The organism is Olleya sp. KKT75 (genome assembly GCF_055635485.1).
The window spans coordinates 2559671-2579768 of sequence record NZ_CM145759.1; the positions used below are offsets into that span (position 1 = coordinate 2559671).

Annotated in this window: 13 protein-coding genes; 9 read left to right on the plus strand and 4 right to left on the minus strand. The window is 33.2% G+C overall.

What is annotated here, in order from left to right:
- Position 1 precedes the first annotated feature (1 nt).
- Positions 2 to 2104, minus strand: coding sequence for an ATP-dependent DNA helicase RecG (gene recG, locus ACZ2G2_RS11585; RefSeq protein WP_470394914.1), 2103 nt, complete (start codon positions 2102 to 2104; stop codon positions 2 to 4).
- Between the two features lie 631 nt (positions 2105 to 2735).
- On the opposite strand from recG, the gene ACZ2G2_RS11590 reads away from it, so the two are divergent.
- Positions 2736 to 4793: a M1 family metallopeptidase gene (locus tag ACZ2G2_RS11590; protein WP_470392217.1), complete on the plus strand. Its 2058-nt coding sequence runs from the start codon at positions 2736 to 2738 to the stop codon at positions 4791 to 4793.
- A gap of 1 nt (position 4794) precedes the next feature.
- Positions 4795 to 5712 carry a patatin-like phospholipase family protein gene (locus tag ACZ2G2_RS11595; protein WP_090842065.1) on the plus strand — a complete coding sequence of 306 codons (918 nt, stop codon included), beginning with the start codon at positions 4795 to 4797 and terminating at the stop codon, positions 5710 to 5712.
- Between the two features lie 82 nt (positions 5713 to 5794).
- On the opposite strand, the gene ACZ2G2_RS11600 is transcribed toward ACZ2G2_RS11595, so the two are convergent.
- Entirely contained in the window at positions 5795 to 6313 is a 519-nt protein-coding gene (locus ACZ2G2_RS11600) for a DUF7935 family protein (protein WP_470392219.1), read from the minus strand.
- A gap of 371 nt (positions 6314 to 6684) precedes the next feature.
- On the opposite strand from ACZ2G2_RS11600, the gene ACZ2G2_RS11605 reads away from it, so the two are divergent.
- The 3 genes from ACZ2G2_RS11605 to ACZ2G2_RS11615 all read left to right on the plus strand — a co-directional run bounded on the left by ACZ2G2_RS11605 (position 6685) and on the right by ACZ2G2_RS11615 (position 11979).
- On the plus strand, positions 6685 to 9183 hold the full coding sequence (locus ACZ2G2_RS11605; protein ID WP_470392221.1) for a T9SS type A sorting domain-containing protein: 2499 nt from the start codon (positions 6685 to 6687) through the stop codon (positions 9181 to 9183).
- A gap of 113 nt (positions 9184 to 9296) precedes the next feature.
- Positions 9297 to 9977: a hypothetical protein gene (locus ACZ2G2_RS11610; protein WP_470392223.1), complete on the plus strand. Its 681-nt coding sequence runs from the start codon at positions 9297 to 9299 to the stop codon at positions 9975 to 9977.
- A gap of 244 nt (positions 9978 to 10221) precedes the next feature.
- On the plus strand, positions 10222 to 11979 hold the full coding sequence (locus tag ACZ2G2_RS11615) for a carboxypeptidase-like regulatory domain-containing protein (protein WP_470392224.1): 1758 nt from the start codon (positions 10222 to 10224) through the stop codon (positions 11977 to 11979).
- Positions 11980 to 12223: 244 nt separating this feature from the next.
- Here the strand turns inward: ACZ2G2_RS11615 and ACZ2G2_RS11620 are convergent, their stop codons facing one another.
- Entirely contained in the window at positions 12224 to 13777 is a 1554-nt protein-coding gene (locus ACZ2G2_RS11620) for an FMN-binding glutamate synthase family protein (RefSeq protein ID WP_470392225.1), read from the minus strand.
- Positions 13778 to 13983: 206 nt separating this feature from the next.
- Between ACZ2G2_RS11620 and ACZ2G2_RS11625 the strand changes: the two genes are divergently transcribed.
- The 4 genes from ACZ2G2_RS11625 to ACZ2G2_RS11640 all read left to right on the plus strand — a co-directional run bounded on the left by ACZ2G2_RS11625 (position 13984) and on the right by ACZ2G2_RS11640 (position 19036).
- Entirely contained in the window at positions 13984 to 15552 is a 1569-nt protein-coding gene (locus tag ACZ2G2_RS11625) for a hypothetical protein (protein ID WP_470392226.1), read from the plus strand.
- A 79-nt stretch (positions 15553 to 15631) separates the two neighbouring features.
- The gene (locus ACZ2G2_RS11630) at positions 15632 to 17971 is read left to right on the plus strand and encodes an ATP-dependent helicase (RefSeq protein WP_090842073.1); all 2340 of its coding nucleotides are present in this window, start codon (positions 15632 to 15634) and stop codon (positions 17969 to 17971) included.
- Between the two features lie 17 nt (positions 17972 to 17988).
- Positions 17989 to 18609: an L-threonylcarbamoyladenylate synthase gene (locus ACZ2G2_RS11635; RefSeq protein ID WP_101202284.1), complete on the plus strand. Its 621-nt coding sequence runs from the start codon at positions 17989 to 17991 to the stop codon at positions 18607 to 18609.
- Positions 18610 to 18685: 76 nt separating this feature from the next.
- Entirely contained in the window at positions 18686 to 19036 is a 351-nt protein-coding gene (locus tag ACZ2G2_RS11640) for a VOC family protein (protein WP_470392227.1), read from the plus strand.
- A 160-nt stretch (positions 19037 to 19196) separates the two neighbouring features.
- On the opposite strand, the gene ACZ2G2_RS11645 is transcribed toward ACZ2G2_RS11640, so the two are convergent.
- Entirely contained in the window at positions 19197 to 20054 is an 858-nt protein-coding gene (locus ACZ2G2_RS11645) for an OmpA/MotB family protein (protein ID WP_090842079.1), read from the minus strand.
- Positions 20055 to 20098: the final 44 nt, after the last annotated feature.

Genomic DNA, 20098 nt, shown 5'->3' on the forward strand with positions numbered 1-20098 from the left:
CTTAGCTAATGTAGTTCCAGATGTTTTTGTATTTACTCATTTGTCGGTACGTCTCTAATATAATTGCATTATCAGGACTACTTAAGCTTGGATCTTTAGTTAAAAGGTCTTTTGCCCAATAGCGTGCATGTTGCAAAATGTCGTTATCTTTTACAATATCTGCAATGCGTAAATTTAAAATTCCGCTTTGTTGGGTCCCCATAATATCTCCTGGTCCACGAAGTCGTAAATCCACTTCTGCAATCTCAAAACCATCATTTGTACTGGTCATGGTTTGGACACGTGTTTTACTGTTTTCTGACAATTTATGACTGGTCATTAGGATGCAATAACTTTGCTCTGCACCACGTCCAACACGACCTCTTAATTGGTGTAATTGTGCTAGTCCAAAACGCTCTGCACTTTCAATTACCATGACCGAAGCATTGGGTACATTTACCCCAACTTCTATAACCGTTGTTGCCACCATAATTTGTGTTTCGCCTTTAACAAATCGTTGCATTTCAAACTCCTTATCTGCGGGTTTCATTTTGCCATGAACGATGGAAATTTGATACTCTGGCATCGGGAAATCGCGCACCAAACTTTCGTACCCATCCATCAAATCTTTGTAGTCCATTTGAGCACTTTCTTGGATCAAAGGATAGACGATATACACTTGTCTTTTTTTAGCAATTTCGTCCCGAATAAAACGGAATACTTTTAGTCGATTTGAGTCGTATCTGTGGACCGTTTTTATGGGTTGTCTTCCGGGTGGTAATTCGTCAATTACAGAGATGTCTAAATCGCCATAAACAGACATTGCTAAAGTTCTTGGAATTGGAGTTGCTGTCATGACCAAAACGTGAGGAGGAAGGGTGTTTTTTTTCCAAAGCTTAGAGCGTTGCTTGACTCCAAAACGGTGTTGCTCGTCAATAATTGCAAGTCCTAAATTGTTAAATTTAACCTTGTCTTCTAAAACAGCATGTGTACCTATTAGGATGTCTAATTCGCCACTTTCTAACATTTTGTGTATCTCTCTTCGTTCTGAAGTTTTACTTGAACCTGTAAGCAGTTTAATTCTGATTTCTAATTTGTTACATAGTTCTAGTAATCCATTATAGTGTTGTACTGACAAAATTTCAGTCGGTGCCATTAAGCAAGCTTGAAAACCGTTGTCAACCGCTATTAACATTGACATTAATGCCACTATGGTTTTTCCGGAGCCAACATCACCTTGTAAAAGACGATTCATTTGTGCATTACTACCTAAATCTGCTCTTATTTCTTTTAATACACGCTTCTGCGCATTGGTTAATTCAAACGGTAAATGGTTTTTGAAAAACGTATTAAAATGTGCGCCAACGGTTTCAAAAGGAAATCCTTTAATCTTAGTTTTATGAATTAAATTTTTAAGAATTAATTGTAATTGTATGTAAAATAACTCTTCAAATTTTAGTCTGAATTCGGCTTTAGAAAGTGCTGTTTGATCCTTCGGAAAATGAACATTTAAAAGGGCTTCAGATTTCGAAATTAATTTGTTTTCTGAGAGCAGTTTTTCGGACAAAGTTTCAACAAATCTTCCTTTGGTTTCAAGGAACAAATTTTGCATTATTTTTGTCATCACGCGATTGCTAATTCCTCTGTTAGATAACTTCTCAGTTGAAGGGTAAATGGCTTGCATTGCACTTCGTAAATTTGCCTGATGTTCGGTTAGTAATTCGATGTCAGGATGCGGCATATTATACTTGTTTGCAAACAAGTTTGTTTTTCCAAAAATGACATAAGTTGCGTTTAATTTTAAAGCTTCCTTAATCCATTTTTGACCTCTAAACCATACCAATTCCATGGTGCCAGTTTCGTCCTTAAAAGTAGCAACTAATCGCTTGCCTCTTTTCTGAGCAATCTCTTCAAATTTTGTGATTTTACCAATAATTTGTACCTCGGCAGCATTAGGTAATAATTGGTTGATTTTGTAATATTTTGTACGATCTAAATATCTGTTTGGAAACAGATTTATTAAATCTTGATAGGTGTGAATACCCAACTCCTTGCGCAATAAATCTGCACGATTTGGTCCGACGCCTTTTAGGTAATCTATTGGAGTTTGTAAGTTAGTACTCATAGACAACGAAATTAATGCATTTTGATTTAAAGAGAAAGTTAAATCGATTGGCATTGTCTTGCTTTAGTTGATTTTGGTTTAAGTAATTGTTGGTTTTTATAAAAGTTTAGAAAGTGTTTGGTTCTCGATACACCTTTCCTTCGTCAAGGCACTCGAACTGACGTCTTGTGCTTGTTATTGTGTGTTTTACTGCGTAGCGTCACTTCGAGTGATTTGTGAAGCATGAGCAAATTGTATCGAGAAGTATTTATAAGAAAGTAGAGTTCTCGATACGCCTTTCCTTCGTCAAGGCACTCGAACTGACGTCTTGTGCTTGTTATTGTGTGTTTTACTGCGTAGCGTCATTTCGAGTGATTTGTGAAGCATGAGCAAATTGTATCGAGAAGCATTTGTAAGAAAGTGGAGTTCTCGATACACCTTTCTTGCGTCAAGGCACTCGAACTGAAGGTTGTTTTCAAAAAAAAGAGGACAAGATCAATGAATACAATAAAGACCTTACTGCAAATCAATTCTCTTCTTTTTGTAAAGAGATGAATGAATTTTGTTTCCCCTTTAAAGGAAATCAAAAGAAAGAGGAGTTAACACGTTACAAAAATTTGTATTTTGGTCTAATCCTTGTTTAAATTTATTTATGAGATACTTTTTAGTGCTATTTATTACGTTTTTATGTCTTTCCGCGAAAGCGCAACAAACTGAATTTATTGATTTTATATCTATTAAAGCTGAAGTTAGTTTTGAAAAAGACAATACTGTTAAAGGGAAAGCTAAATATATTTATAAAGCCTTGAAGCCGTTTGATTCTTTAATGATTGACGCTGTAAACATTGAAATCAACAATTTTTATGATGACCATTACGATCTTGATTTTGAGTATGACGGAAAGCAAATTATATATAAACCACAATTTGAAGCTAATTCGTATCATGAGTTAAATATCGAGTATAGAGTAAAGCCTAAAAAAGCGCTCTACTTCACTGAAAAAGAAAACTCTCATCAAATTTGGACCCAGGGACAAGGTAAGTACACAAGTCATTGGTTACCTAGTATTGATGATATGAATGATAAAATCGAATTTAACTTGTCAATTACTTATGATAAAGACTATCAGGTTATTGCTAACGGTGCATTAATCGATAAAATTAGTAACGACTCAACAACCACTTGGCACTACGACATGCAAAAACCAATGTCAAGTTATCTTGTCGCCTTGGCTATTGGCAAATATGAACAAAAGGTAATTACATCCAAAAGCGGAATACCTATACAATTGTATTATTATCCAGAAGATTCTGCTAAAATTGAGCCAACATACCGATATACCAAACAAATGTTTGATTTTTTAGAAGACGAAATTGGTGTACCTTATCCTTGGCAAAACTATAAGCAAGTACCGGTAAAAGATTTTTTGTATTCAGGAATGGAAAACACGAGTTGCACTATTTTTAGTGACGATTTTATGATTGATAGCACAAGTTTTATAGATAAAAACTACGTTAATGTTAATGCGCATGAATTGGCGCACCAATGGTTTGGAGATTTGGTTACGGAAACTTCGGGGACGCACCATTGGTTGCAGGAGGGTTTTGCAACGTATTACGCGCTTTTGGCAGAGCGAGATCTATTTGGAGATGCGTATTACTACAATAGGCTTTATGAGTATTATGTAGAATTAAAAGCACAAGATGAAGCAGGAGATGGTACTGCGCTTTTAAATCCAAAATCTAGCAGTACAACGTTTTATAAAAAGGGTGCTTGGGCTTTACATGTTTTACGAGAAAAAGTGGGTGACAGAGCCTTTAAAAAGGCTGTAGAGGATTACTTAACCCGTTATGCGTTTAAAAATGTTGAGACTTCTAATTTTATAACTGAAGTAGAAAAACAATCGGGAAAAGACTTAACGTTATTTGTGGACCGTTGGTTAAAATCGCCTGCATTGTTGGAGGGACAAATGATAGCCAGTTTAGAAGACAATGAAACCGCTTCGTTTTTAATAACCAAGCAGACTAATCCATATTTAAGTTTCAGGACTGATGCAGATGATAATTACATTCCGTCTAGCTTAATTACAACTTTGCCTGATGGGTTTCATGCTATTCAGGTTTCGGTTTTAGAGGAAGCGTTATCAAAACCAGAGTATCCTACTTCTGACGATTTAATTTTAGAGGCATTTAATTCGGACCAAATTCAGTTAAGACAAACTTTGGCTTTAGGCTTGAGAACGGTTCCTTTAAAATATCAAAAGCAGTATGAAGGGTTGCTTAATGATGCTTCTTATATTACTATTGAAGCAGCATTGTATAACCTATGGGCCAATTTTCCGCGTAAGCGAAACCTATATTTAGAGCAAACAAAGTCGATTTACGGTTTTAATAATTATAATATTAGAATCTTATGGTTGGCTTTAGCTATTGCTACACCGGAGTATGAGCAAGATAAAACGGAAGTTTTTTTTAATGAATTAGTAGGTTATACAAATCCTACGCAACCCTTTTCAAGACGACAAAATGCTTTTGAAACCTTGTCTAGCTTGGGTGTGTTTAATCCCGTTGCTTTGACAAATCTTTTAGAGGCGACGAAGCACCACAATTGGCGTTTCAAGAGTTTTGCTAAGCAACTTGTAGATTTGTTATCTGAAAATGAAAAATATAAATCTATAATTAGTAATTTGCAGGATAACCAAAAACAATAATTTGAAAGCATTAGTCATATCTGGAGGAGGAAGTAAAGGTGCATTTGCAGGTGGTGTTGCGCAACATTTAATTGAACAAGAAGGAAAACAGTATGATATGTTTTTGGGAACATCTACAGGAAGTTTGTTAATTCCGCATTTGGCTACCGGTAATATTGGTAAGCTTTACGATATTTATACACATGTTAATCAGAATTCGATTTTTAGTATTAATCCATTTGTGGTTAAGAAAAAAGGCGATAGAGAGTATGTGTCGATTAACTATTTTAATACTGCCTTGCAATTTATTAAACGAAAACGAACTTTTGGAGAAAGTAAAAACCTAAAAAAACATATTAAAGAGCATTTTACTAAAGCTGAATATGATACAATTAAAGCCACTAAAGAAGATGTTGTGGTTACGGTTACTAATTTATCTAAAAACCGAGTGGAGTATAAGTCTATAAACGATTATAGCTACGAGGAGTTTTGCGAGTGGGTTTGGATTTCGTGCAATTATATTCCGTTTATGTCATTGGCAATAAAAGATGGTTTTGAGTATGCAGATGGTGGTTTAGGTTGTGTAATACCAATAAGAGAAGCTATTTTGCGTGGCGCTACAGAAGTGGATGCTATAGTTTTAGAAAGCGAAAATTTGGAATACAACAAGGTGTTGGGTAAAAACCCGTTTTCGTTAATGATTAACCTTTTTGGGCATTTGTTAGATCAAGTAGAAAAAGGGGATATTGCAATTGGAAAATTGGCTGCAAAACACAGAAATGTGAAGCTAAACCTATATTATACACCAACTAAGTTAACAGAAAACTCATTGATTTTTAATAAGAAACTGATGGAAGAGTGGTGGTTACAAGGGTATTTGTATGCGCAAGGTAAATATGAAAATCATGATGAGTATAGCTCTACTGTGCCCATTAAATAAAGTGTAAATGCATTGTAGTGATGCACTATGTACATAAAAAAAAACCTATCGTTTGATAGGGCTTTTTTTTTGTAAAATTTGGTTACCAGATTTCCGAAACTTCCTTTTTAATGTAATGTAAACCGGCATTACTTGGTGCAGATTTGTCAAGCATTTCTGTTAAAATAGCTTCTCTAAGTTTACTTGCAGAGTCTATTTTTTCGCTCATGCTTACTTTTCTAATTAATTGTATAGTTGCACTTTTTGATGCGGTTACTATAGTCCAGCAGTCGTCGCTTAAATAAATTTGTTGTGATAGGTTGTGCTCAAACTCTTGCTCGATACTTTTTATTAGTAAATCCTCATATGCTTGTTTGTCTGATGACAGCGGTGCCACACGTAGTAATAATTTGTTTGGAGATATACGTTCTAAAAACAATGCTAAACGCTCATAAGCCTGAAGTCTTACCGGTAAAGACTCTTTACTAAGGGTTTTTACAATATTAAATTTACGACGCTCTTCTTCATTCTGCATGTGTTCTCTAAAAAAAAGATAAGCGATAACCCCTGTGATTATTGAAGGGACAGAATACATGACGACATTTAATAATTGTTCTTCCATAAGTTGTTTGTTTAGTATAACAAACATAATGTCTTTTAAATTATTGTACAAGAAAACCGATAATGGAATCAAAACTGTTTTTTGTGGCATGACAATAACCTGTAATAGATTGGTGGTAGTTTTTATTAGGTTTCATGCTTATTTTTGAGTTGCTATTAGTCTATATAAGAGTCGATTATATTTACTTAGGTGAGTATTGTCGATTCTTTTTTATAAAACACATTATCAAATGAAAACGACGTTTTATCAATTAAAAAAAGCACTTTTAAGATTCGCATACTTAATCCAGGTCAATCTCTAATAATTTTGATTATCAAGAACTTAATGTAGGTTGTTGAATACTAAAACTTAACTAAAAAACGCTAGAAATCATGAAACTAACTTTACACTTTTACAAACTATTTTTTTGTTTTACATTTTTATGTGGCTTTACTGCACATTCTCAAATTGTTAATATCCCAGATCAAGAATTTAAACAAGCGCTTATAAGCTATTATCCTAATATTGATACTAATAATGATGGTGATATACAAGAAGCAGAAGCAGAGGCAGTAACCAGTTTAACAATTACAAATTATCAATACATGATGATGATGGATCCTTGTATGGATCCAATGGATCCCAATTGTACTGGAGGAGGAGGTCTTGAAGTTTATGGTATTAATGATTTTACAGGTATTGAGGCTTTTATAAATTTAACCTATTTAAATTGTAGTACTAACGATTTGTCTAGTCTAAATATTTCAGCTTTAACACAGTTAACCTATTTAGATTGTTCAAGTAATATTAACTATAATGGCGCTCCTTATTCTACAGGAATATCATCGCTGCAATTGCCAAATACTAGTACGTTAACAACGGTTATTGCTGGTTACAATAATATTGCTGGTAGTTTAGACTTAACCAGCTTGCTAAATCTAGAGACATTAGATTTAAATTCTAATCAAATAACAGCAATACTATTACCAAATTCTAATACTTTAGAGAGTATTAAAATAAAACAGAATCAGTTAAATAGCATAAATTTAATTCCGAATACAGGACTAACTTATTTAGATTGTAGTTATAATACATTGTCTGCATTAGACATTGATGCAAATACATTGTTGTCGACTTTAATTTGCTCGAATAATCAACTTACAGATTTAAATGTTTCGCAAAATTCCAATTTAGCAATATTAGATTGTAGAAATAATCAACTTACTAGTTTAGATGTGTTACAAAACCCATTAATATCATATCTTGATTGTAGACTTAATGCAATAACTAGTTTAGATGTTACCCAACAACGCACAGCATTGACTAGATTATATTGTAGCGATAATAATTTGAGTAGTTTAAACATGAAAAATGGAAATAATACAGATCTTTCGGCGTCTTCTTATTTTCGGGTACAAAACAATCCTAGTTTATCACTTATTTGCGTGGATAATATTGTCTATGCCAGCGCTACCTTTAATAATATAGATAGTCAAATGTTTTTTGCAGAAAATTGTTCTTTCATTCCTGCTATGTCAAATACAATAACAGGTACTATTGCTTATGACTTTGATGTTAATGGTTGTGATGCTGCAGATGTTAAATCTATAAATACTAAAATTGCAACCGTAAGTAACAATGTCTCTAGTTTAACTTTTACTAATACTAATGGTGTTTACACGTTATATACGCCAGATGCTTCTAGTACAACATCAATAACTCCAAATTATCCTTCTTTCTTTACAGTGTCTCCAAGTGGTCAGACATCCATATTTACAAGCACAGGAAATACGGATGTAGTCGATTATTGCATTACTGCAAATAGCTTAGTAGAAGACGTAAGTATTGATGTATTACCAACATTTGAAGCACGTCCAGGTTTTCAAACTTCTGTTCGTGTTTTTTATAAAAATAATGGTAGTGCTATTGTTTCAGGAAGCTTTGATTTTTCATATGATGAGGATATGCAAACTTTAAATAGTACTTCTGAAACGCCAATATCTGAAGTTGGAAATCTGCTAACTTGGAATTACAGTAATTTATTACCTTTTGAGAGTAGATATGTCGATGTGTTTTTAACAACAAATACTCCAACAGATACTAATAATCCAGTAAACAATGGAGACATACTTAATTATATAGGAAATATTTCAACAACTACAGGAGATATAGATTCTACCAACAACACAACTATAGTAGATGATATGACCATTGGCTCTTACGATCCAAATGATTCTATATTTTTAGAAGGTGAATACATTACAGTTCAGGAAGCTTCAGCCTTTTTACATGTTAGAATTCGTTTTCAAAATACGGGTACAGCATCTGCAATAAATATTAGAGTTGAAACACTTTTAGATAGCGATTTAGATTGGGACACTTTTGAGCCAATGACTGCAAGTCACAATTTTGTTACAAAGTTGTATGACAATAATAAAGCTGAATTCTTTTTTGAAAACATTTACTTAGATGACAGTACGACTAATGAGCCAGGTAGTCATGGTTGGGTTTATTTTAAAATAAAACCTAAAACTGATTTTACTATTGGTGATATCGCAGACAGTACTGCAAGTATTTTTTTCGATTATAATTCGCCAATTATAACCAATACAGCAACTACACAAATAGAGACTACATTATCAATAGAGGATGCGACTAATAATCAACCCATTTTTGTAGCCTATCCAAACCCAGCAAAAGAAAATCTAACCGTTTCTATAGAATCCGAAGCAAGTTATAGCTTAACAAGTGTAACTGGTCAAGTAGTTAACCAAGGTCAGTTTAAAAAAGGAAAAAACACTTTAAATACATCAAACTTAGCTAATGGTCTATACTTTTTACAAGTAAAAACTGCAACAGGTCTTTCTTCTAAAAAAATATTAATAGAATAAATAAATAGCTAGAAAATAACAGGCAAACAGATTAATTATTAGTGTTTCCTATTATAAATTTAAAAGCTAAGTGCAATAGTAATCTATATCATTAAACAAATAAAACCTTACTTATGAAAACAATAAAAACACTTTTAATGCTACTAGCAATCACAATAGTTAGTTGTGATAATAACGACGATGCACAAACGACTCCAGAAACACCAACCGATGGTTTTACGCATAACACTGTATTTTACGAAACAACAAATGCTTATTTTGAAATTGATGAAGACGATGACAATAATGACGGTTTTCCAGACGAATACAATTTTTTCTTCTCAAATGCGCGTATGGCAGATGGAGACTCAAGCCCAAATGCGCCATTAGATGCAGATGAGTATATATTTACATTAAACCTTTCTAATTTTGTATTTTTTAATTTAACAGTAGGTGATAATCCAAGTTTAGCAAATTCTGCTCCTACAGCTGGTAACACATATTATGGCGATGTCTTTTCATCTACAAACTTAACACCAAATACTATTATAATCGAGGATTATATAGGGGCTGTACAATCTTTTGGAACTCCTTATTTTATCAGTGGGTTGGAGTATGGAAATCCAACAATGGATGACTCTACAAATATGCAAGGCTCAGGTAATCCTATTCCTGTGTTAACTATAAATGCTATTAATATAGATACTACAAATCCAGCGCAAAGTACTATTGATGTCGATTACGTATATGTAAATGCGCAAGGTGAAACATTTACGGGGCATTACGAAGGTACTTTAGGTGTGTTTCAAGATTAAGTAATAAAGGAAGCGCATGTGATTTGATTATTAACCAACTTTAATTAATAAGCACATTTATTTAAAAACAAAGCTATCCATTATTTTTGACTTGTTATTTCTGAATTATAAGAGGTTAGCTGATAAATATGAGTTATGTTTTAAAATAATTTATAAAAAATATGTTAATAAGGGGTAACAGAAATCAATATCAGTTTATATAACTATATAAATGATAAATTCTAAACAGTTAAAACTTTAAATTATGAAAACTTTAAACGCAAACTTTAAATTAATACTTGGTGTAATGGTCATGCTAATGATGGTATTGACATCTTGTAACCCTAACGAATCTGTTGATATGCCAGAAGTGCCAGAAGGTACGTCAGGGAATTCTCAAATAGATTTTGGTTCTAATATTCAACGGGATTTTATGGGACGTATTGTAGATCAGTCTTCTGTACCTTTAGATAATGTAAATATTACAATAGGTAATAAAACAGCAATTACAGATAATAATGGAATGTTTGTAATTAATGATGTTTCTGTTAAAGAGCGATTGGGATTTATTACCGCGCAAAAACCTGGTTATTTAAAAGGAATGCGATCTGTAGTGCCAACTACGGGAACCAATATGATTAATATTATGCTTGTAGCAGAAACTCTAGTAAGCACAGTAGCATCGGGTAGTAGTAGTGAGGTTACATTAAGTAATGGCGCTAAAGTGAGTTTTGATGGTGCTTTTAAAGATGAAAACGGGAATGCTTATTCAGGAAATGTAGATGTGTATATGTATCACTTAGAAACGTCTAACCCTGCGATCGAAGCAATTATGCCAGGAAATTTGCAAGCTGAAAATGCTAATGGGGAAGAACGTGTTTTAGTGTCTTACGGGATGTTAAATGTTGAATTAAAAGGGGCTTCAGGGGAAAAATTGAATATTGCAGATGGAAGTGTGGCACAAATAGAGTTACCTATAAATCCTGCACAAAACGGAGTAGCACCAGCAACAATTCCATTATGGCATTTTGATGAGGTTTCTGGTGTCTGGATGGAAGATGGAGAAGCAACATTGGTTGGCGGAAAGTATCAAGGAGAAGTTTCTCATTTTTCATGGTGGAACTGGGATGCGCCATTTCCTGCGGTAATTTTATGTATAAATGCTGTGGATGCTAGTAATAATCCATTAGCTAATCTTGATATTAAACTTATTGAAAGTAATGCAGTTAATGGAAGAACGGCTTTTACTAATGGCGATGGTAATATTTGTGGTTTTGTTCCAATAAACGAAGCTTTTACTTTAAAAGCATTTGATCCATGTGGTGTTGAGGTGTTTTCGTCTAACATCGGTTCTTTTTCAGTAGATACTAATTATAGTTTAGTATTACCTTCTGTTACAGCAACTGTAATTAGTGGTACTTTAGTTAACTGTGCAAACACAAATGTAACTAATGGTTATGCCTCAATAATTTATGGCAATCAATTAGCATCGGTATCTGTAACTAATGGCGATTTTACGTTATCTGTTATTCAGTGTGCTGCCTTAACAAGTTTTAGTTTAGAAGGTGTAGACTACGATACATTTCAGGAAACGGATACTATCTCGTATAATTTTGGAAGTGCTGATGTTGGAAATATAATAGCTTGTAACGCAGTGTCAGAATATATTACACTTCAAGTAGATAATGATCCTGTAGACTACTTTTTAAGTAATATTACTGCAGATTCTTGGAGTTCTACTTCTATAAGTATTGGTGGTCAGAACGATATTGGGGAAAGTATTTTAATAAGCGGAAGTGCAACTACTTTAGGGACGCATCCAGATAATGGTTCTTCATATATTGGAATTGAGCTAAACAGCCTGAATATAGATCACGGTGTGCCGAATACATTAGCATCTACAATTACAAATTTTGGAACAGTAGGACAGTATATAGATATTACAATTACAGGAAGTTATACAGATAATAATGGCGTAGTTAAGTCTTTATCCGCAGCCATACATGTATTAAGAGATAATTAGTGTTATAGTTTGAGTTTAATTAATAATAACATAATTATTATAAATAAATTAAAACCGTAATGTCAGGTTGAGCGTAGTCGAAACCTTTCAAAGAGTTAAACATAATAACTGTTTGACTGTTATCAAGATGACACTCTAGTTGTAAATAAATTAAGAAAAGGATAATCGATAAAATAAAACTCAAATTTATGTAAAAAAAAGAGGCTTCAATTGAAGCCTCTTTTTTAGTTTGTAATAGTTTGATTTAAGCTTTTCCGCCTAAATATTTGCAATCTTTTAAACTTTGTATTCCGTTAAACGGAACTACTGTTTTGGTGTAACCATAAGTACTATCCAATTCTTTTGATAAATTGTGATCATCTACATTAACTTCAATATCAGTCATTTTAAATTCGCATGGATGCTCATATCCAGCAGCATGCGTAATTTCGACAAACTCTTTTCTAAATGTGCTAAAATATTGTGCTAGACGTTCAGATTTTAAAGTCGGATCAATACCATTTTGCAACCATTTACTTTGCGTAGCAACACCACTTGGACACGTGTTAGTATGGCAAACTTGCGCTTGGATACAACCAATACTCATCATAGCTTCACGTGCTACATTAATGCAATCGGCACCCATTGCAAACGCCATTGCTGCTTTGGCAGGGAAACCTAATTTACCACTACCAATAAATACAATACGCTCGCTTAAGCCTTTACTCTGAAATAATTTATATAAATCCCCAAAACCGTACACCCAGGGTAAGCTAACATGGTCCGCAAAACTTGGAGGGGCAGCACCAGTACCACCTTCACCACCGTCAACAGTAATAAAATCTGGACCTTTTCCAGTTTTAACCATAATATCTGCTAATTCTTCCCATTGCTCTAGCTTTCCAATAGCCGCTTTAATACCAACAGGTAGTCCTGTTTTTTCTGCAATAGCTTCAATAAAATCTACTAATTCTGGAACGTTAGAAAACGCTTTGTGATTAGGAGGCGATAGGACGTCTTTTCCAACTTCAACACCTCTAATTTTTGCAATTTCTGGTGTTATTTTGGCACCAGGTAATACGCCACCTTTTCCAGGTTTTGCACCTTGAGATAGTTTAACTTCTATAGCTCTAACAAAAGGATTGTCTTCGACTAATTTTACCATTTTCTCCATAGAAAAACCACCGTCTTCTGCACGAACACCAAAATAACCTGTTCCAAAATGAAACACGACATCTCCACCATGACTGTGATAAGGAGATAAACCACCTTCTCCAGTATTATGGTAAGCGCCTGCTATTTTAACCCCTTTGTTTAGAGATTCTACCGCTTTCGCGGAAAGCGAGCCAAAACTCATCGCTGAGACATTAATTATAGAACCCGGTCTAAACGGTTTTTTACGTTTACTATGTTCTCCCATAACTTTAGCACAAGGTAAAAACGATTTATCTGTAGCGTGTGGATGCGAGTCTGCAACCTTATAAGGCATCATGGCATTATTTATAAATATGTGTTGATGTGCATAAATATCGCGGTCTGTACCAAAACCTTCATAGTTGTTTTCTTTTTTTGCAGAAGCATAAATCCAACCACGTTCAATACGATTAAATGGTAGCTCTTCCCTGTTGTTAGCAACAAGATATTGTCTTAATTCTGGACCAATTTTTTCCAGCATATATCTAAAATGACCAACTATTGGAAAGTTATGACTAATGGTGTGTTTTTTCTGAAAAATGTCTCGTACAGCAACAAGAACAAGTGCTATAATTATCCAAAGCCACCAAGAAATATTTGAAATTAAGTTTATAAATGTATCCATATTTTTAATCAAAGGTTTCATCAAAAATAAGGATTATCTATAATTACAAGCCAATTAGTTTTATAAAATAGTAAATGACCATTTTTTTAACACTTTATTACTCTGGTTTTAGAGGATTATAATCCCTTAAGTAGACGGTAGGTACTACTGATGTTAAGATATTTGTAAAAAATTGGTATTTAGGATCTATCGGTTATCTTTATAATATGAGTCAAAAAAGAAAGAAAATAACACTAATAATAGCCATTTGTGTCTTAGTTTCAACAGTTTTGTTGTTTGTAGGGCAAGCAATAGTAAAAAACAAAATAAAAGCTGCTGTCGTTAATTTACCAGAATCTATGGCTTTAGATTATCAGGATATAGAGTTAAACCTTTTAACTGGGCATATTAATTTGGAAGACCCTAGTCTTAAAGTTACAGGAAAAACAACAGGTAAAGTCAATGCTACAATTGCTATGACGGCGTTTTCTATTTCTGGGTTTAGTTATTGGGATTATATGATTAACAATAAAATAGCGGTTAAAACTATTGATTTTAAAGATCCAAAAATCACGTATTATCATAATGCTTTAGTGAGTACTGAGACAGGTGGTCAATCTATAATGGATAATTTAAAGCAGGTGTTACATGCAGATAATTTGTCAATAAGTAATGCTAATCTAGTCATTTTTGATCGTGCTAATGATTCGTTAATTGTTAAAGCAGAAAAACTTGATTTTGCTATTACTGAATTTGTAATGGAACCAAAATTAGACTCCAAAGTACCTTTTGTATTTAAAAATTCAATTTTAAATGGTACTAATTTAAAATATAAAGCAGGTGTTTTTGAAACAATTACTGTAGACGACTTTACACTAGATAATAACAATGTTAGCATAGAAGGATTTAGTCTAAAGACGAATTATACAAAAGAAGAATTGTCTAAAGTGATTACAACAGAACGTGATCATTTTGATTTGAGAATCCCAAAAATAGAAATTCAGAACCAAAAGGTTACGTTTGAAAACAAAAAAATCAATGGGTTTTCAAGTGATAAATTAGTTATTAACTTGCCCGTATTTAATATTTACCGTGATAAATTGGTTGTTGATGATTTGACGCTAAAACCGCTGTACAGTAAAATGTTAAGAGATTTGGACTTTAAGTTACAAGTCAAGCAAGTGGATATAGTAGATGGTGCAATCATTTATGAAGAAAAAGTAAAACAGGATCATGATGCGGGTCAATTGCACTTTAAACGTTTTAATGGGCAATTAAAAAACGTAGGCAATGGTTATCAGTTGCCAAATCAAACAACAATTGCTTTAGATTGTATTTTCATGGAAAGCACTCCTCTTGCTGTTAATTGGGGTTTTGATGTTGCTAACAAAACTGACAATTTTGTGTTTAAAGCAGAATTGGGAAAACTAAAAGCTGCCGACTTAAATCCGTTTATGCAACCCAATTTAAATTTAAAGCTAGAAGGTGATTTGATTAAGACTTATTTCACCATTGATGGAAATTCTAACACATCCACAGTAAATTTAAAGACGAAGTATACTAATTTTGATATTATCATTCTTAAAGATAATGGGAAAGAGAAAAACAAGCTGCTTTCTGGAATAATTAATCTTTTTGTATCTAAAAACAGTAGTAATCAGCCGGATAACTTTAGAGATAGCGATACTAAAACAGTGACTAGAGATAGTACAAAGTCTATTTTTAATTTTGTTTGGAAAAACACACAAGCAGGTTTAATCTCTGCTATGGCAGGAGATGGTACAAAAGATGAGTAATTGTTTATAATTATTAACAAATACAAGGGGTTAAAACGGTTACATTAACTATTTTTGTAACCTTAAAAAAACAAGCAATTTGGAAAAGTATCTAAGTCAGTTAAACGAAGCACAGTACGAGCCTACCGTTCAAGTAGATGGACCTATGATTATTATCGCAGGTGCAGGATCGGGTAAAACACGTGTACTTACCTACAGGATAGCCTATTTAATGAGCAAAGGTATTGACTCATTTAATATTCTAGCCTTAACCTTTACCAATAAGGCGGCTAAGGAAATGAAAGGAAGGATTGCAGAAATAGTTGGAGCTAGTGAGGCTAAAAACTTATGGATGGGAACATTTCACTCTGTTTTTGCTAAAATTCTTCGTTTTGAAGGACATCATTTAGGATATCCAAGTAATTTTACTATTTATGATACCCAAGATTCTCAGAAATTGATGGGATCTATCATAAAGGAAATGGGCTTAGACAAAGATTTATATAAAACAAAACAAGTTTACAGCAGGATTTCATCTTACAAAAACAGTTTGATTACTGTCAAGGCTTATTTTAATAATCCAGAATTAATGGAGGCTGACGTGATGTCTAGACGTCCAAAAATGGGAGAGATATATCAGGCTTATGTAGAGCGTTGCTTTAAAGCAGGAGCAATGGATTTTGATGATTTGCTTTTACGTACCAATGAGTTATTAACAAGATTTCCTCAGGTTTTAGCACAATATCAAGATAAGTTTAGATACATTTTGGTGGATGAGTATCAAGATACAAACCATAGTCAGTATTTAATCGTGCGTGCGTTAGCGGACCGTTTTCAAAACATATGTGTCGTAGGGGATGATGCGCAAAGTATTTATGCGTTTAGAGGGGCAAACATCAGTAATATCTTAAATTTCCAAAAGGATTATGATAATGTTAAGATGTACCGTTTAGAGCAAAATTACCGTTCCACAAAAAACATTGTTGGTGCAGCAAACTCAGTAATAGAACATAACCAGACAAAATTAGAAAAGATCGTTTGGACAGCAAATGATGAAGGTCCAAAAGTGCAAGTGCACCGTAGTTTAACGGATGGTGACGAAGGTCGTTTTGTAGCAAGTGCTATTTGGGAAACAAAAATGACAGATCACGTACCTAACAGTGATTTTGCTATTTTATATCGTACCAATTCGCAATCTCGTGCAATGGAAGAAGCTTTGCGTAAAAGAAGTATTCCGTATCGTATTTATGGAGGATTGTCTTTTTATCAAAGAAAAGAAATAAAAGATGTGACCGCGTATTTACGTTTGATTTTAAATTCTTCTGATGAGGAAGCTTTAAAACGTGTTATTAATTATCCAGGTCGTGGTATTGGTCAAACAACTATTGATCGTTTAATGGTTGCTGCTAATGAGAGTGGTAAAACTATTTTCGGTTTATTAGAAAATATTGACACCGTAGACATAAATATAAATTCGGGAACTAAAAATAAGCTTAGAGATTTTGTAACGCTTATTAAAAGTTATCAAGTAATGAATCAAACAGCAAATGCTTTTGATTTAGCAGAATATGTAACTAAAACAAGTGGTTTAATCAAAGAGTTTAATAAAGATGGTACTCCTGAAGGCGTGACGCGTTTGGAGAATGTCGAAGAATTATTAAACGGTATTAAAGATTTTGTTGAAGGCCAATTAGAAATTGCTGATTCAAAAGATGATTTAGCAGAGTTTCTAGAAGATGTAGCCTTAGCAACAGATTTAGATGGTGATAAAGGAGATCCGGATCACGTGGCGTTAATGACTATTCACTCGTCTAAAGGATTAGAGTTTAGTAATGTCTTTGTCGTTGGATTAGAAGAAGATTTGTTTCCAAGTGCTATGAGTATGAATACACGTAGTGAACTAGAAGAAGAACGTCGTTTATTTTATGTAGCATTAACAAGAGCAGAGAAAAAAGCATATTTAACTTATGCATTATCAAGATACCGTTGGGGAAAATTAGTAGACTCAGAACCTAGTCGTTTTATTGAAGAAATAGACGATCAGTTTCTAGACATAATTACTCCAATAGAAGAAAGGCGTATTAACCCAATGTTATCAGCAGATATTTTTGGAGATACACCACCAAACAAAATTAGATTTAAAAAAGCAATACAACCTAAATTACAAAAGAAAGTGGCAAAGAAGAAAGACCCAGTAAATTTCGAAATTAGTGTACCAAAAAAATTAAAAAAAGCTTCAGAAGTAGTTCCATCGGCAGAGGCTAACTTAATTGAAGGAGAATTAGCAGTAGGTAATATAGTAAAACACTTAAAATTTGGTAGAGGCGATGTCCTTAGTATTGAAGGCAAAGGTGCGGATGTTAAAGCAGAAATCAATTTTCAGTTTGGTGGTAAAAAGAAATTATTATTACGTTTTGCAAAACTTCAGCTTATAGGATAAACATAAAACTAAATATTATGGCAGAATTTATCAGGATTTACGAAGAAAACCCAAATCCAAAGGAGATTAAAAAGGTTGTTAACGTCTTAAAAAAAGGCGGACTTATTATATACCCTACGGATACGGTTTATGGATTAGGTTGTGATATTACTAATGCAAAAGCATTAGAGCGTATTGCTAGAATAAAAGGGGTTAAGCTTGAAAAAGCTAATTTTTCCTTTATCTGCCATGATTTAAGTAATTTATCAGATTACGTAAAACAAATAGACAGTTCAACTTTTAAAATATTAAAAAGAGCATTACCAGGTCCATATACTTTTATTTTACCTGGCTCTAAAACATTACCAGCTGCTTTTAAGAAGAAAAAAGAGGTTGGTATACGTGTACCTAATAATGCCATTGCTTTAGAAATAGTAAAGGCTTTGGGCAATCCAATAGTATCTACATCTATTAGAGATGAAGATACTATATTAGAATACACTACAGATCCTGAATTGATTCTAGAAAAGTGGGGTAACCTTGTCGATTTAGTTATTGATGGTGGTTACGGAGATAATCAGGGCTCTACTATTATTGACTTGTCTGGTGATCAGCCTGAAATTATTAGAGAAGGAAAAGGAAGTATAGAGATTTTTTAATTCAATTAAATTGAAAAAGATTTATTTTTAAATTTATTTAGGAATAAAGAGCAGACTATCTTGAAATTTGTCAATAATGAAACCAACCAACAACCATATTAATTATATCGAGTTTAAAGCTCATGATCTGGAAGCTGTAAAAACCTTTTACAATAAAGCGTTTGGATGGCGATTTACAGATTATGGCGCAAACTATGTAGCATTTGAAGCTAGCGGAATTACTGGTGGTTTTGAAAAAACAGAACAAGCTATAAGTAATGGAGCTTTAATAGTTATTTATCATGATAATTTAAAGCAAGCTAAGGCTAGAGTTTTAGAATTTGGAGGTACACTTAGTGTGGATATCTTTTCGTTTCCTGGTGGTAGTCGTTTTCAGTTTTTAGATCCTTCAGGTAATGAGTTGTCTGTGTGGTGTCACGATAAATAAGGCTTTACTAAATTTCTGTTATTATAGAGTGTATCCCTGTAGTGCTGAGGTTTTTTAAGGGTATTTACACAAGTATTATACATAAAAAGACATTTTAAATAAGTACATAAAAAAAGCCCAACCTTTCGGTTGAGCTTTTCTGTTTTATATAAAAGAAAACTTATTCTTTAGATAAATTTTTCATTTCAGTTTCAATCATTTCATAAAATTGATCAATCTTAGGTAAGATATAAATCTTAGTTCTTCTGTTAATTGCTCTGTTTGTTGGAGAGTCGTTTAAAACTAAAGGTAAATGATCACCACGTCCTGCTGCAATTAATTGTTTAGGATCAACACCTAAATCTTGTAATGCTCTAACAATAGCTGTACTACGTTTTACACTTAAGTCCCAGTTGTCAACTAACACACCACCTTTATTGTAAGGTACGTTGTCTGTATGACCTTCTACCATTGCTTCAAAGTTTGGCTTACCATTAATTACTGTAGCAACTTTTCCTAAAATTTCGTTAGCTCTTGAAGAGATGTAGTAGCTTCCACTTTGGAATAATAACTTGTCAGATAAAGAGATAAATACAACGCTTTTTTCAACATTGATTTCGATGTCTGGATCATTTAATCCAACTTCTTTCTTTAAACTTGTTACTAAAGCTAGTGTTACACTGTCTTTTTTAGTTAACGCATCTTGTAATCTTGTAATTCTTAAATCTTTTTCTTTTAAACTTTCTAAAGATTTTTCAACGTTTTTAGCACCTTGTGCAGTTAACATTGTCATGTCTTTAGTACTTTCAATTAAAGCAAGGTTATTTGCTTTCATATCTGTTAAACGTGCTTGAATTTCTTTAAGACGAGCTGCAGATGCTGCTTCGTCAGCTAAACAAGAGTTTAATTTTACAGTTGCTGTGTTTAATAAATCCTGTGTTTCTTTTTGTTTTGCTTCTAATGCAGCAAATTCTTTTTTAGATACACATGAGCTTAATAATAAAAGTGCACTTGCACTTAGTAATAGGATTTTTTTCATAATTATTGAATGATAAATTAAATTTATACTCGTCAAAAGTATAA

What these genes read in the sequence shown, in the direction of transcription:
- ACZ2G2_RS11610 (WP_470392223.1), top strand. Translation starts at nt 9,297, where the DNA reads ATGAAAACAATAAAAACACTTTTAATGCTACTAGCAATCACAATAGTT.
- ACZ2G2_RS11615 (WP_470392224.1), top strand. Translation starts at nt 10,222, where the DNA reads ATGAAAACTTTAAACGCAAACTTTAAATTAATACTTGGTGTAATGGTC.
- ACZ2G2_RS11625 (WP_470392226.1), top strand. Translation starts at nt 13,984, where the DNA reads ATGAGTCAAAAAAGAAAGAAAATAACACTAATAATAGCCATTTGTGTC.
- ACZ2G2_RS11645 (WP_090842079.1), bottom strand. Translation starts at nt 20,054, where the DNA reads ATGAAAAAAATCCTATTACTAAGTGCAAGTGCACTTTTATTATTAAGC.
- ACZ2G2_RS11620 (WP_470392225.1), bottom strand. Translation starts at nt 13,777, where the DNA reads ATGGATACATTTATAAACTTAATTTCAAATATTTCTTGGTGGCTTTGG.
- ACZ2G2_RS11600 (WP_470392219.1), bottom strand. Translation starts at nt 6,313, where the DNA reads ATGGAAGAACAATTATTAAATGTCGTCATGTATTCTGTCCCTTCAATA.
- ACZ2G2_RS11590 (WP_470392217.1), top strand. Translation starts at nt 2,736, where the DNA reads ATGAGATACTTTTTAGTGCTATTTATTACGTTTTTATGTCTTTCCGCG.
- recG (WP_470394914.1), bottom strand. Translation starts at nt 2,104, where the DNA reads ATGAGTACTAACTTACAAACTCCAATAGATTACCTAAAAGGCGTCGGA.
- ACZ2G2_RS11640 (WP_470392227.1), top strand. Translation starts at nt 18,686, where the DNA reads ATGAAACCAACCAACAACCATATTAATTATATCGAGTTTAAAGCTCAT.
- ACZ2G2_RS11635 (WP_101202284.1), top strand. Translation starts at nt 17,989, where the DNA reads ATGGCAGAATTTATCAGGATTTACGAAGAAAACCCAAATCCAAAGGAG.
- ACZ2G2_RS11605 (WP_470392221.1), top strand. Translation starts at nt 6,685, where the DNA reads ATGAAACTAACTTTACACTTTTACAAACTATTTTTTTGTTTTACATTT.